This is a genomic window from Nonomuraea longicatena, assembly GCF_039525605.1.
GTDB classification, from domain to species: Bacteria; Actinomycetota; Actinomycetes; order Streptosporangiales; family Streptosporangiaceae; genus Nonomuraea; species Nonomuraea longicatena.
In genome coordinates this window covers 96,235-109,599 of the sequence record NZ_BAAAHQ010000020.1, presented here as the reverse complement: position 1 = coordinate 109,599, position 13,365 = coordinate 96,235, and the positions used below count along the sequence as shown (strand labels likewise).

General features: G+C 70.9%; 13 protein-coding genes. 3 read left to right on the top strand and 10 right to left on the bottom strand.

The genetic code is table 11. The features are described 5' to 3' along the window. Positions 1-315: 315 nt before the first annotated feature. Positions 316-897, bottom strand: coding sequence for an HAD family hydrolase (locus ABD120_RS19685; RefSeq protein ID WP_343951394.1), 582 nt, complete (start codon positions 895-897; stop codon positions 316-318). A 22-nt stretch (positions 898-919) separates the two neighbouring features. On the opposite strand from ABD120_RS19685, the gene ABD120_RS19680 reads away from it, so the two are divergent. Continuing rightward, on the top strand, positions 920-2,341 hold the full coding sequence (locus ABD120_RS19680; RefSeq protein WP_343951393.1) for a glycosyltransferase family 39 protein: 1,422 nt from the start codon (positions 920-922) through the stop codon (positions 2,339-2,341). 116 nt (positions 2,342-2,457) lie between these two features. Next, positions 2,458-3,624, top strand: a complete 1,167-nt coding sequence (locus ABD120_RS19675; protein ID WP_343951392.1) for a glycerophosphodiester phosphodiesterase — start codon at positions 2,458-2,460, stop codon at positions 3,622-3,624. A gap of 76 nt (positions 3,625-3,700) precedes the next feature. On the opposite strand, the gene tyrS is transcribed toward ABD120_RS19675, so the two are convergent. Next, complete coding sequence (gene tyrS / locus ABD120_RS19670; protein WP_343951391.1) at positions 3,701-4,963, bottom strand: tyrosine--tRNA ligase; 1,263 nt, start codon at positions 4,961-4,963, stop codon at positions 3,701-3,703. 88 nt (positions 4,964-5,051) lie between these two features. On the opposite strand from tyrS, the gene ABD120_RS19665 reads away from it, so the two are divergent. Next, positions 5,052-5,453 (top strand): PH domain-containing protein, encoded by a 402-nt coding sequence (locus ABD120_RS19665; RefSeq protein WP_343951390.1) that lies wholly within the window; start codon positions 5,052-5,054, stop codon positions 5,451-5,453. Here the strand turns inward: ABD120_RS19665 and ABD120_RS19660 are convergent. The 8 genes from ABD120_RS19660 to argC all read right to left on the bottom strand — a co-directional run bounded on the left by ABD120_RS19660 (position 5,393) and on the right by argC (position 13,249). Next, positions 5,393-6,070: a DNA-3-methyladenine glycosylase gene (locus ABD120_RS19660; protein ID WP_343951389.1), complete on the bottom strand. Its 678-nt coding sequence runs from the start codon at positions 6,068-6,070 to the stop codon at positions 5,393-5,395. The two genes, ABD120_RS19665 and ABD120_RS19660, sit on opposite strands and share 61 nt — an antisense overlap. Continuing rightward, positions 6,052-7,509, bottom strand: coding sequence for an argininosuccinate lyase (gene argH, locus ABD120_RS19655; protein WP_343951388.1), 1,458 nt, complete (start codon positions 7,507-7,509; stop codon positions 6,052-6,054). Before argH ends, ABD120_RS19660 begins: the two co-directional genes overlap by 19 nt. Positions 7,510-7,605: 96 nt before the next feature. Further along, entirely contained in the window at positions 7,606-8,112 is a 507-nt protein-coding gene (locus ABD120_RS19650) for an arginine repressor (protein WP_343951387.1), read from the bottom strand. Continuing rightward, complete coding sequence (gene argF / locus ABD120_RS19645) at positions 8,109-9,032, bottom strand: ornithine carbamoyltransferase (RefSeq protein WP_343951386.1); 924 nt, start codon at positions 9,030-9,032, stop codon at positions 8,109-8,111. The genes ABD120_RS19650 and argF overlap by 4 nt, the downstream gene beginning before the upstream one ends. Further along, entirely contained in the window at positions 9,029-10,195 is a 1,167-nt protein-coding gene (locus tag ABD120_RS19640) for an acetylornithine transaminase (protein ID WP_343951385.1), read from the bottom strand. The genes argF and ABD120_RS19640 overlap by 4 nt, the downstream gene beginning before the upstream one ends. Beyond that, positions 10,195-11,067, bottom strand: coding sequence for an acetylglutamate kinase (gene argB / locus ABD120_RS19635; protein ID WP_343951384.1), 873 nt, complete (start codon positions 11,065-11,067; stop codon positions 10,195-10,197). The genes ABD120_RS19640 and argB overlap by 1 nt, the downstream gene beginning before the upstream one ends. Beyond that, entirely contained in the window at positions 11,064-12,215 is a 1,152-nt protein-coding gene (argJ, locus tag ABD120_RS19630) for a bifunctional glutamate N-acetyltransferase/amino-acid acetyltransferase ArgJ (RefSeq protein WP_343951383.1), read from the bottom strand. Before argJ ends, argB begins: the two co-directional genes overlap by 4 nt. Further along, complete coding sequence (gene argC, locus ABD120_RS19625) at positions 12,212-13,249, bottom strand: N-acetyl-gamma-glutamyl-phosphate reductase (RefSeq protein ID WP_343951400.1); 1,038 nt, start codon at positions 13,247-13,249, stop codon at positions 12,212-12,214. Before argC ends, argJ begins: the two co-directional genes overlap by 4 nt. Positions 13,250-13,365: the final 116 nt, after the last annotated feature.

Genomic DNA, 13,365 nt, shown 5'->3' with positions numbered 1-13,365 from the left:
TGTTTCATGCACTGGCTTTTAACACACTGTTGAGTTCTCAAGAAACGGACGCGTACTCGGCGTTCATTTCGTCTTTCGTTGTGTATTCAGTCTTACATCCGGCTTATTCACTGTCAAATCGCGGTGATTCGAGCCGAATGCAGGAAACCCGAAAAACAACATCGCAGGACGCAGCAAAACCAACCGAGATTTCCGGTGATCTTCCAGGTGCCCGAGACATGGTCTCAAGGGATCGCCGCCAGGGCCCGTCCGCCGACACGGCGTCCGGCTCGCTCCCGGGGCGAAGACAAAGATTAGATCGCAATCCGCTCCACGTCAAATCACCAGCTCACGGACCTGTCGTGGCGAGGTGAAGACCTCGGCCGACATGCCCGTCTCCCGCGCGGCGAGCACGTTCGCCTCGTTGTCGTCGAAGAACAGGATGTCCTCCAGTCGCGCGCCGAGCTGCTTCGCGCACACCTCGTACGCCCGGTGGTCCGGCTTGGCCACCCCGATCCGGCACGAGAACGTGACGGCCGCGAACCGGGCCAGCACCGGCCGCGCCTCCCAGACCGGCACCAGGTCCTCGACGATGTTCGACAGCAGTCCGAGAGTGCGCCCCCCGTCGGCCAGCTCGTGCACCAGCGCCACCATCTCCTCGTCCACCTCCGACCAGCTCGCCCTGTCGGCGTGGGCCAGCGCGGCCGGGTCGGCGAAGCGTGCGCCGAGCCGCTCCCCGACGGCGGCCCAGTAGTCCGCCGCCGTCTGCCCCGCGTCGTAGGCGGGACGACAGTCCCAATAGGCGTGCCAGAACGGCTCGGCGGGCACCCCGGAGAGGCCGACCAGTCGCTCTCGCGCCTGCTCTGTCTGGTTCCGGGCGATAACCCCATAGAGGTCGAACACGATCACATCCGTCATGATCCAAGCGTATTCTGCCTCGGTGACCAGCGCCGCAACCCTCGCCCGCCCAGCCCAGCAGGTCCCCCGTACCCACACCTGGCTTCCGTGGCCGGTCGCGGTGCTCACCGGCGGCGTGGCGCTCAGCGGTTCCGGCCGCGCCTCTCTCAACGGCGACGAGCTGGCCACCATCAGCGCGGCCTCGCGCTCGCTGTCCGGTCTGTGGGAGTTGGCGCAGCACATCGACGGCCACTTCCTGCCGTACTACCTGTTCATGCACCTGTGGCTGAAGTTCGGCGACGCCGAGCTGTGGCTGCGGCTGCCGTCCGCGATCGCGATCGGCGTCGCCGCGTGGTTCTTGACCGACCTGGGCAGCCGCCTGCAGCGCAAGGTGACGGGGGCGACAGCCGCCGGGATCCTCGCCGTCCTGCCGTCGGTGTCGTATTACGGGGCATTCGCCAGGTCCTATGCCTTCGCGGCGGCTGCGGTGGTGTTCGCCTTCTGGGCGCTGCACCGGGCGCTGGACAATCCGCGTGCGGGCCGGTGGGTCGTCTACGGAGTGGCCGTCGCGCTGGTGTGCAGCACTCATCTGTTCGCGGTACTCACCGTTCCCGCGCATCTGTTCCTGGTGAGGCGCGCGATCCTCGCGCGCATGTTCGCGGCGCTCGCCGCCGGCAGCCTGCCCGCCGTCGTCCTGGGTCTGATCGGGTACGGCGAACGCCATGCGATCAGCTGGATCCCGCAGCGCGGCCCCGAGGTGCTGCTGAAGTTCCCGAAGATGGCGGCGGGCGCGGCCGAGGTGGGCCTGCTGCTGTTCGCGGCGGCGTTGGTCGGGGCGGCCCTGCTCTGGCGTACCCGGCGGGCGTGGGCGCTGGCGCTGCTGGGCTGGCTGGTGCTGCCGCCGGTGCTGTTGCTGGCCGTGTCGCATCTGGTGACACCTGTGTATGTGGATCGCTACCTTTTCGTCACCGCTCCAGCGCTCGCGCTGCTGGCCGCGTTCGCGGGCTCGTCACTGGGCCGGTTCGGGGTCGGGGTCGCGGGCACGGTGCTCGTGGCCGCCGGGGTGCTGGCGTTCTCCACGCATCTGGACGTACGCGACAGCAACGGGCGTTTCGAGGACTTCCCCGGTGCGATCCGGCGTGTCCACACCGAGACCGGCGACGCGCTGATCTTCGGGCAGAGCTCGGTGCGCGCGGGTTTCGACTACTACGCCGAGGGCCCGCTCCCTGTGGACGTGCTGCGGCGCGGTCTTGAGCCCGACATCGGAGGATTCGGTTTCCCCGAGCGCCCCGACGTGGCACGGGCCCTGGAGGGGCACGACCGGGTCTGGCTGGTGTGGCGGGGTGCCAAGACGGCCAAGCTGCCGAGGGTGAAGGCCGTTCAGGACGCCGGGTTCGCGCTCACCTCGTCGTGGCACTCGGCCGAGTTGCCGGGGCTGACTGTGGCCCTCTTCACCCGATCCTGATCTTGTTACCTGGAATTTCGCGATTCTTCGCCGGAAGGCAGGTTTTGGTCCGTACCATAACCGCCGCGGTGATCGACCGGTGAGAGTCGCCGGCGCTGGCGCCGCAAGGAGTCCCCGTGCGTAAGATCGCAGCCACCACCCTCGCCGTTCTGACGCCTCTCGCGGCCGCCTCGCCCGCATCGGCCGCCGAGCCCGAGCCGTTCGGCAAGCCGGAGCGCTCGCAGGTCGTCGTCATCGGTCACCGAGGCGCCGCAGGTCACCGTCCTGAGCACACCCAGGGCAGCTACGAGCTGGCCGTGGCCATGGGCGCCGACTGGATCGAGCCCGACCTGGTGCCCACGAAGGACCACGTCCTGGTCGTGCGGCACGAGAACGAGATCTCCGGCACCACCGATGTTTCGGCCCGCCCGGAATTCGCCTCGCGCAAGACGACCAAGTCGATCGACGGCCGCAACGTCACCGGCTGGTTCACCGAGGACTTCACCTTGGCCGAGCTGAAGACGCTGCGCGCGGTCGAGCGGCTGCCCGCCGTCCGCCAGCGCAACACCGTCTACAACGGCTACTACCAGGTGCCGACTCTGCAGGAGGTACTGGACCTGGCCAAGAAGCTCTCGCGTCGGCACGGCCGCCAGATCGGCGTCTTCCCCGAGACCAAGCACCCGACGTACTTCCGCTCGATCGGGCTGCCGCTGGAGGAGCCGCTGATCGAGATCGTGCGCCGCAACGGGCTCAACCGTCCCAACAGCCCGGTGGTGGTGCAGTCGTTCGAGCCGTCGAGCCTGAAGCGGGTGGCGCAGGCGCTGCGGGTCCCGCTGTGGCAGGCACTCGGCACGACGGGCAAGCCGTACGACCACGTGGCAGGCAACGACCCGACCACCTACGCCGACATGATGAAGCCGGAGGGCCTGGCGAAGATCGCGAAGTACGCCAAGTGGATCGGGCCGGACAAGTCCTCCGCCATCCCGCTCAACTCCGACGGCACCTGGGGCGCTCCCACGTCGCTGGTGTCCGACGCGCACCGCGCCGGACTGAAGATCGGCGTGTACACCTTCCGCAGTGAGAACCAGTACCTGCCCGCGCAGCTCCGGCGCGGTACGGTGACGACCGAGCACGGCGACGCGCTCACGGAGTACCGGGCACACCTGGACCTCGGCGTGGACGCGTTCGTGACCGACTACCCGGACGCGGCCGTACTGGCGCGCGGTGAGCGCGAGCGCCCGCACCCGCACGTGGCCGCCGACGTGGCCAAGGACGCCGGACTCCCCGACGAGGGCCAGGAGTGACGATCTCCCCCCGAGGGTGACCCCGGGTACGGCGAAGGCCGCCTCGATGTCACGAGGCGGCCTTCGTCGTCACGGGTCAGCCGACCTCGACGCCGCCGATCGACTTCTTGCCCCGGCGCAGCACGAGGAAGCGGCCGTGGAGCAGGTCGTCCGGCCCCGGCGTGTACGCCTCATCGGTGATCTTGTTGTTGTTGAGGTACGCCCCGCCCTCCTTGACCGCGCGGCGGGCGGCGGACTTCGACTCCACCAGCCCGCTCTCGGCCATGAGGTCGACGTACGACGCGCCGAGCGCGGGCACGCTCGCCTTGGGCACCTCGGCGAGCGCGGCGGCCAGCGTGGCCGCGTCGAGCTCCTCCAGCGCGCCCTGCCCGAACAGTGCCCGCGACGCGGCCTGCGCGGCGGCGAGCTGCTCTGCACCGTGGACGAGCGTGGTGAGGTCCTCGGCCAGCGCCTTCTGTGCCTCGCGGGCGAACGGCCGGTCGGCCACGGCCTTCTCCAGCGCGTCGATCTCCTCGCGGGTGCGGAAGGTGAAGACCCTGAGGAAGCGGACCACGTCGCGGTCGTCGGCGTTGAGCCAGTACTGGTAGAACGCGTACGGCGAGGTCAGCTCGGGGTCGAGCCAGATCGCCCCGCCCGCGGTCTTGCCGAACTTGGTGCCGTCGGCCTTGGTGATCAGCTTGCCGGTGAGAGCGTGCACGTGGGCGCCCTCGACGCGGCGGATCAGGTCGACGCCCGCGGTGATGTTGCCCCACTGGTCGCTGCCGCCGACCTGGAGGACGCAGCCGTGGCGGCGGTAGAGCTCCAGGTAGTCGTTGGACTGCAGAAGCTGGTAGCTGAACTCGGTGTAGCTGAGCCCCTCGCCGCCGAGCCGCGCGGAGACGGACTCACGGGCGAGCATGCGGTTGACCGGGAAGTGCTTGCCGACGTCGCGCAGGAAGTCGATGGCCGACAGCTCGGCGGTCCAGTCGAGGTTGCTGACGAGGGTGGCGGCGTTGGCGCCGTCGAAGGTCAGGAACCGCTCGACCTGCCGGCGGATGCGCGCCACCCACTCGGCGACGACCTCGCTGGAGTTGAGCGCGCGCTCGGTGCTGCGTCCGCTGGGGTCGCCGATGAGGCCGGTGGCGCCGCCGACCAGGCCGATCGGCCGGTGGCCGGCCCGCTGGAGGCGGGTGAGGATCAGCAGGGTGGCGAGGTTTCCGGCGTGCAGCGAGGGCGCGGTCGGGTCGAAGCCGGCATAGACGGTGATCGGACCTCCGGCGAACGCCTGGCGCAGCGCGTCGATGTCGGTGGTCTGCGCGAGGACATCGCGCCATTCGAGCTCGTCGAGGATGTCGATCACAGTTTCCGGCTTTCGCGTAGTGGTTGGGCGATGGCTACAGACTGCCCGATCCGCGCTCATGACCGCCACTTGGATACGCTCGGTGCCCATGTGGAAGGTGCGTCGCGAACTGGTCGCGCTCAAGATCCTAGGGGCTCTGGTGTGTGCGGCACTCGCCGTTTACTGGTGGCTCGCGGACGACACGCGCGGACTGATCCTGGCCGTCCCGGCGACGTTGCTGGTGGGGGCCATGGCGCTGCGCGATCTGCTGGCGCCCGTACGGCTGTCGGCCGACGAGTCCGGCATCACGGTCGTGCACGGTTTCGCGGGCCGCCGCCACGTGCCGTGGGAGCAGGTTCAGGACGTCACGGTGGACGTGCGCACGAGGTTCGGCCGGCGCAGCGAGATGCTGGAGATCGACACCGGCGATCATCTGCATCTGTTCAGCCCTCACGAACTGGGCGCCTCGCCCACGGAGGTGGCGGCGGTGTTGCGCCGCCGGGGCACGTGAGCCTTGTACGGCGACACGGTCGGGTCACCGTCGATCCAGAACCGCCACGGGGTCTGCTTGGCGGCGGAGATCCCGGTACGCGGGCCCGAGCGGATGAGCGCGGGGTCCGGCGGGCTGCCGTCGAGCACGGCGAGCGCGGCGGGCCCTGACAGTTCGCGGACGGCGTCGAGCCCGTTGTGCTCGCGGTGCAGCCCGAGGGCGACGGCCAGGCGGGCGGGGCCTCTGGCGAGGTCGCGGTCGGCGACCGGTTTGCGGGCGGGGCCGTTCCTGCGCGAGCGGGCGAGTTCCACGCCTTCGACGACCTCTCCTGCGCGCAGGAGGACGGCCGAGCCGTGCCCCTCGGGCAGGCACACGAGGTTGGCGCAGTAGTGCATGCCGTAGGTGAAGTACACGTACACGTGGCCGGGCGGGCCGAACATCACCGCGTTGCGGGGTGTCTTGCCCCGGTAGGTGTGGGCGGCGGGGTCCTCGCCGGGTCCGCCGTACGCCTCGACCTCGGTGAGCCGCACCGCGACCGGGCCGTGCGCGAGGACGCGCCCGAGGAGTTCGGGCGCGACCTCGTGCGAGGGCCGGTCGAAGAAGCGGCGCGGCAGCGGCTTCAGGAGCCCGCCGCCCACGCGGCCTGCTCGTCGACGGTCTCGCGCAACGCGGCGAGCTGGTCGCGCACCCGGTCGGGCGCGGTGCCGCCCTGGGCCTTGCGCGCGGCGAGTGCGCCGGGCACGTTGAGCACGTCGCGGACGTCGGGAGTGAGGTGCGGCGAGACCTTGAGCAGGTCGTCGTCGCCGACGTCGCCGAGTTCCACGTCGTTGACCTGGCAGTAGACGACGAGGTGGCCGACGGCCTCGTGGGCGTCGCGGAAGGCCACGCCCTTGCGGACGAGCAGTTCGGCCAGGTCGGTGGCCAGCGCGAAGCCGTCGGAGGCGGTCGAGCGCAGGCGGGCGGTGTTGACCCGCATGGTGGCGACCAGTCCGGCCATCGCGGGCAGGACGAGCAGCAGGGTGTCGACGGAGTCGAAGACCGGCTCCTTGTCCTCCTGCAGGTCGCGGTTGTAGGTGAGGGGCAGTCCCTTGAGGGTGGTGAGCAGCGAGACGAGGTTGCCGACCAGGCGGCCGGACTTGCCTCGGGCGAGCTCGGCCACGTCGGGGTTCTTCTTCTGGGGCATGATCGACGAGCCGGTGGAGTAGGCGTCGTCCATCTCGATCCAGCGGAACTCCTGCGAGGCCCACAGGACGATCTCCTCGCCCAGCCGCGACAGGTGGATGCCGATCATGGAGGCGGCGAAGAGGAACTCGGCGGCGAAGTCGCGGTCGGCGACGGCGTCCATCGAGTTGGGGGCGGCGGTGTCGAAGCCGAGTTCCTCGGCGACGGCGACGGGGTCGAGCGGCAGCGAGGATCCGGCGAGGGCGCCGGAGCCGAGCGGCGAGACGGCGGCGCGGCGGTCCCAGTCGGTCAGCCGGTCGATGTCGCGGGCGAAGGCGTGCACGTGGGCGAGCAGCTGGTGGCCGAAGGACACGGGCTGGGCGTGCTGCAGGTGGGTCATGCCGGGCGCGGCCGTCTCGGCGTGCTGCTCGGCCTGCGCCATGAGCGCGGTCTCCAGCTCGACCAGGCGGGAGACGATGGTGCGGACGTGGTCGCGCAGGTAGAGGCGCAGGTCGGTGGCGATCTGGTCGTTGCGCGAGCGGCCCGCGCGCAGCTTGCCGCCGAGCGAGCCGAGGCGTTCGAGCAGTCCGCGTTCGAGGGCGGTGTGCACGTCCTCGTCGGCGATGGTCGGCCGGAACTCTCCGGCCTTGCAGGCGCGTTCGAGGTCGTCGAGCGCCCCGACCATACGCGCGAGCTCGTCGTCGGTGAGCAGGCCCGCCCGGTTGAGCACGCGCGCGTGCGCCCTGGACGCCGCCAGGTCGTACGGCACGAGCCGCCAGTCGAAGTGCACGCTCACCGACAGCCGGGTCAGCGCGTCGGACGGGCCGCTTTCGAAGCGTCCGCCCCACAGCCGCATCGGCTTGCCTTCACTCACCGTCAGCTCCTCAATGTCCACTGCGAAGTCCCCCGCGACCATAGTGCACCTCAGCCTTTCTTCGCGTCCCGGGCCGTATTGATCTTCGCCTGCGGGACGAAACCCTGGGCCGGGCAGGACCCGGCGTGTCTGTTTCGGTCAGCCCCGCCGGTCCGCGATCCGCAGCATGGCCTCGGCGACGGTCTGCCCGCCCTGCGGGTCGCGGGTGATGACGAGGATCGTGTCGTCGCCCGCCACGCAGCCGAGGATCGTCTCCCAGTCGGCGTGGTCGATGGCGGAGGCGAGGAAGTGGGCCGCTCCCGGCGGCGTCCTGACGATGACCAGGTTGGCGCTGGCCTCGGCGGAGACGAGCAGTTCTTCGGCGATGCGGTGCAGGCGGGCGGCCGGTGTCTCGCCGGTGCCGAGCCGGGCCAGGGGGATCCGGCCGCCGCCCTCGCCGGGCAGGGCGTACACGAGGGAGCCGTCCTCGGCGCGCAGTTTGAGCGCGCCGAGTTCGTCGAGGTCGCGCGACAGGGTCGCCTGGGTGACCTCGACGCCGCTTTCCGCCAGCAGTTTGGCCAGTTCCGGCTGGGACCGTACGGCCCGCCGTTCCAGGAGTTCGGTGATCTTCGCCTGGCGGGCGGCCTTGGTCATGGGGATGGTCATCGCGCCGCGTTCACCAGCCAGTGGAGCAGCGCCTTCTGGGCGTGGAGCCGGTTTTCCGCCTGGTCCCAGACGACGCTGCGCGGGCCGTCGAGAACCTCGGCGGTGATCTCGTACCCCCGGTAGGCGGGCAGGCAGTGCAGGACGATCGCGTCGGGGGCGGCGTGCGTCAGGAGTTCGTCGTTGACCTGGAACGGCATCAGGGCGGCGACGCGTTCGTCCTTGCCGGACTGGCCCATGGAGACCCACGTGTCGGTGGCGAGGACGTGCGCGCCTGCGACGGCGGCGGCCGGGTCGCTGACGGAGAGGACCGAGCCGCCGGTCGTGGCGGCGATGGCGGCGGCCCGGTCGAGGATGTCAGCGTCGGGCTGGAATCCCAGCGGGGCGCCGACGCGCACGTGCATGCCGGCCGTCGCGCCGCCGAGCAGATAGGAGTGGGCCATGTTGTTCGCGCCGTCACCGACGTAGGCGAGCGCGCGACCCCTGAGGGTGCCGAAGTGCTCCTGGACGGTCTGCAGATCGGCGAGGGTCTGGCAGGGGTGGAAGGCGTCGGTGAGCGCGTTGACGACCGGCACGCCGGTGCCGGCCGCCATGGCCTCGACCTGGTCCTGCCCCGAGGTGCGCCAGACGATGGCGGCGCACTGGCGTTCGAGGACGCGGGCGGTGTCCCCGACGGGCTCGCCCCTGCCCATCTGGGAGGCGCCGCCGTCGATGACGAGGGGCAGGCCGCCGAGTTCGCCGATGCCGACGGCGAAGGAGACCCTGGTTCTGGTGGAGGGCTTGTCGAACAGGACGGCGACGGTCTTCGGGCCCTCGAAGGGCCGGTAACCGTAGCGGTCCTTCTTCATGGCGGCGGCCAGGTCGAGGACCTCCGCCTGCTCGGCGGGCGTGAGGTCGTCGTCGCGCAGGAAGTGGCGGGTCATACGGCCGCCTCCGCGAGGATGCCGGGCACGGCCTCGACGAAGGACTGGACCTCGGCGTCGGTGACGACGAGCGGCGGCGCGATGCGGACCGCGTCGGGCTGCAGGGCGTTGACCAGGAAGCCCGCGCGCGCGGCGGCCGCCTGGACGCCGGGGGCGACATCGGCGGTGAGGACGAGGGCGAGCCACAGGCCGCGCCCGCGCACGCCCTTGAGCAGCGGGTGCTCGACGGCCTCCAGGCCGCTGCGGAGTTGCACGGCGACCTTCTGCACGTGTTCGAGATCGACGGTGTCGAGGACGGCCAGCGCGGCCGCGCACGAGACCGGGTTGCCGCCGAAGGTGGAGCCGTGGTCGCCCTTGGCGAACAGGGTGCCGGCGTCGCCGAAGCCGACGCAGGCGCCGATGGGCAGGCCGCCGCCGAGTCCCTTGGCCAAGGTGAGGATGTCGGGGGTGACGCCTTCGGCCTGGTGGGCGAACCAGTGTCCGGTACGGCCGATGGCCGACTGGATCTCGTCGGCCACCATGAGCGAGCCGGTGTCGTCGCAGATCTCCCTGACCCGGGCGAAGTAGCCGTCCGGCGGGGGCACGACGCCGGCCTCGCCTTGGGTGGGCTCCAGGAAGACGGCGATGCACTCGCCGCCCACGGCCTCGCGCAGGGCGGCGGCGTCGCCGTAGGGGACGAACCTGACCTCGACGGGGAAGGGTCCGAACTGGTCGCGGATGGCCTTCTTCCCGGTCAGGGACAGGGCGCCCATGGTGCGGCCGTGGAAGCCGTTCTCGGCCGCGACGAAGTAGCTGCGGCCTTCGCGTCTGCCGTACTTGAGGGCGAGTTTGTAGGCGGCCTCGTTGGCCTCGGTGCCGGAGTTGGCGAGGAAGATCCGGCCGGGTGCCTTGAGCAGGCCGAGCAGCCGCTCGGCGAGCAGGACCTCCGGCTCGTGCAGGAAGAGGTTGGAGGTGTGGGCAAGGGTGGCGACCTGGGTGCCGACGGCCTCGACGAGGGCGGGGTGGGCGTGGCCGAGGGAGCTGACCGCGATGCCGCCGATGAAGTCGAGGTACTCGTTGCCATCCACGTCCCACACGCGGCTGCCCTCGCCTCGGGCGAGCGCGACCGGCGGGATGCCGTAGTTCGGCATGAAGGACTTCTCGAACCTCTCGTAGAGGGACATCAGGGCATCACCATGGTTCCGATTCCTTCGTCAGTGAAGATTTCGAGCAGGAGGGAGTGGGGGACGCGGCCGTCGAGGACGTGGGCGTGCGGGACGCCGCCCTGGACGGCGGTCAGGCAGGCGCCCATCTTGGGGACCATGCCGCTGGCCAGCGTCGGCATGAGCTCTTCGAGCTCTGCGGCCTTGAGCTGGTCGATGACGTCGGTGTCGTGGGGCCAGTTGGCGTACAGGCCCTCGACGTCGGTGAGGACGACGAGCTTCTCGGCCTGGAGCGCGACCGCGAGCGCGGCGGCGGCGGTGTCGGCGTTGACGTTGTAGATCTGGCCGTCCTCGCCGCGCGCGACGCTGGAGACGACCGGGATGCGGCCGTCCGCGAGCAGGGCGTGGATGGCTCCGGTGTCGACGTCGACGATCTCGCCGACCTGTCCGATGTCGACATGCTCGCCGTCGACGACGGCGTGGGTGCGTTCGGCGGTGAACAGGTTGGCGTCCTCGCCCGACAGGCCGACGGCGAAGGGTCCGTGCCGGTTGACGAGTCCGACGACCTCGCGGTTGACCTGGCCGACCAGGACCATGCGGACGACTTCCATGGCCTCCGGGGTGGTGACGCGCAGCCCGGCGGTGAAGGTGGACTCGATGCCGTGCAGGCTGAGCGCCTTGCTGATCTGGGGGCCGCCGCCGTGGACGACGACGGGCTTGAGGCCGGCGTAGCGGAGGAAGACGACGTCCTCGGCGAAGCTCGCCTTGAGCGCGTCCTCGGTCATGGCGTTTCCGCCGTACTTGATGACGACGGTGGCGCCCTGGAAGCGGGCCAGCCAGGGCAGTGCCTCGACCAGTGTCTCCGCCTTGGACAGGGCGGCGTGGGTCCTCACGAGGAGTACGCCGAGTTCTCGTGGACGTAGTCCGCGGTCAGGTCGGTGGTGTGGATCGTGGCCGAGTGGCTGCCCGCCGACAGATCGACGGTGATCGTGACGTCGCGGGGGCGCATGTCCACCTTGGAGCGGTCGTCGCCGATGGAGCCGCCCCGGCAGATCCAGACGCCGTTGATGGCGACGTTGACGCGCTCGGGCTCGAAGACGGCATCAGTGGTGCCGACGGCCGACAGGACGCGGCCCCAGTTGGGGTCCTCGCCGTGGATGGCGCACTTGAGCAGGTTGGAACGTGACACGGCGCGGCCGACCGTGACGGCGTCCTGCTCGGAGGCGGCGCCGACGACCTCGATCGCGATGGCCTTGGAGGCGCCCTCGGCGTCCACGAGGAGCTGGCGGGCGAGGTCGGCGCAGACCTCCGTGACCTTGGCGGCGAACTCCTTCAGGTCGGGACTGACGCCCGCGGCGCCGCTGGCGAGCAGGAGCACGGTGTCGTTGGTCGACATGCAGCCGTCGGCGTCGAGCCGGTCGAAGGTCTTCTCGGTGGCCGCGCGCAGCACGGTGTCGAGGTCCTCGCTGGAGACGTCGGCGTCGGTGGTGATCACGCAGAGCATGGTGGCCAGCGCAGGGGCGAGCATGCCCGCGCCCTTGGCCATGCCGCCCACCATGTAGCCGTCGCCGCGTTTGAAGGAGATCTTCGAAACGGTGTCGGTGGTCCTGATGGCGTCGGCGGCGGCCAGGCCGCCGTCGCGGGAGAGTTGCTCGGCGGCCGTCTCGATGCCGGTGAGCAGGGCGTCCATGGGCAGCCGCTCGCCGATCAGTCCGGTGGAGCAGACGGCGATCTCGCCTGCGGAGTCCTGGAGGGCGGCCGCCACCTTCTCCGCCGTGGCGTGGGTGTCCTGGAAGCCCGCCGGGCCGGTGCAGGCGTTGGCGCCGCCGGAGTTGAGGACCACGGCGCCGACCCGGCCGCCGCGCACGACCTGCTGGGACCACAGTACGGGCGCGGCCTTCACCCGGTTGGCGGTGAAGACTCCGGCGGCGGCTCGCGAGGGTCCTTCGTTCACGACGAGGGCCAGGTCACGGCTGCCCGCTGCCTTGATGCCGGCGGCCACCCCCGCGGCCTTGAATCCGAGTGGTGCGGTAACGCTCATGGAGCGACTCCTGTCGTCGGGAGACCGAGCTCTTCCGGCAGGCCGAGGGCGAGGTTGACGCTCTGGATCGCGCCCCCGGCGGTGCCCTTGGTGAGGTTGTCGATGGCGATGACGGCGACCACGCGGCCCGCGCGCCGGTCGAGTGTCACCTGCACGGCGGCGGTGTTGGCGCCGTAGGTCGTCGCGGTGGCGGGCCAGCGGCCCTCGGGCAGCAGGGTCACGAACGGCTCTGCGGCGAAGGCGTCCTCGTACGCCTCGCGCAGGGCCTTCGCGGTGAGGCCGGGGACGGCGGGCGCGGTGCAGGTGGCCAGGATGCCTCGGCTCATCGGGGCCAGCACCGGTGTGAAGGAGACGCTCACCGGGGTGCCCGCGACGCGGCCCAGGTTCTGCTCCATCTCGGGGGTGTGGCGGTGGACGCCGCCGACGCCGTACGCGCTGGCGGAGCCCATGACCTCGCTGCCGAGCAGATGGGCCTTGGGCGCCTTGCCCGCGCCGCTGGTGCCGGAGGCGGCGACCACGACGACCTCGGGCTCGGCCAGCCCGGCCGCGTAGGCCGGGAGCAGGGCGAGGGTGACGGCGGTCGGGTAGCAGCCGGGGACGGCGATCCGGCGTGCGCCCTTGAGGACTTCGCGCTGGCCGGGCAGCTCGGGCAGCCCGTACGGCCAGCTTCCCGCGTGGGCGCCGCCGTAGAACTCCTGCCAGGCGGCGGGGTCGGTGAGCCGGTGGTCGGCGCCGCAGTCGACGACCACGCACTCGTCGCCGAGCCTGGCGGCGACGGCGGCGGAGTGGCCGTGGGGCAGGGCGAGGAAGACCACGTCGTGACCGGCGAGCGTCTCCGGCGTGGTCTCCTCGATGAGACGGGAGGCCAGCTGCGGGAGGTGGGGCTGGTGGTCGCCGAGCGGGGTGCCCGCGCTGGAGGCGGCGGTGAGGGCGCCGATGCGCAGGGTGGGGTGGCCGAGCAGCAGTCTGAGCAGCTCTCCCCCGGCGTAGCCGCTGGCCCCGGCGATCGCCGCTCTCATGCCGACCTCCTGCATATTCATGCATCATTGTTCATGTTCTTGCTGTCTAGATGATGCCCTCCCCATGATGAACATGCAAGCCGCGACGCCCGCCGTGCTCAGATCGTGAGACGCGCCGACCTGCGTGTTCA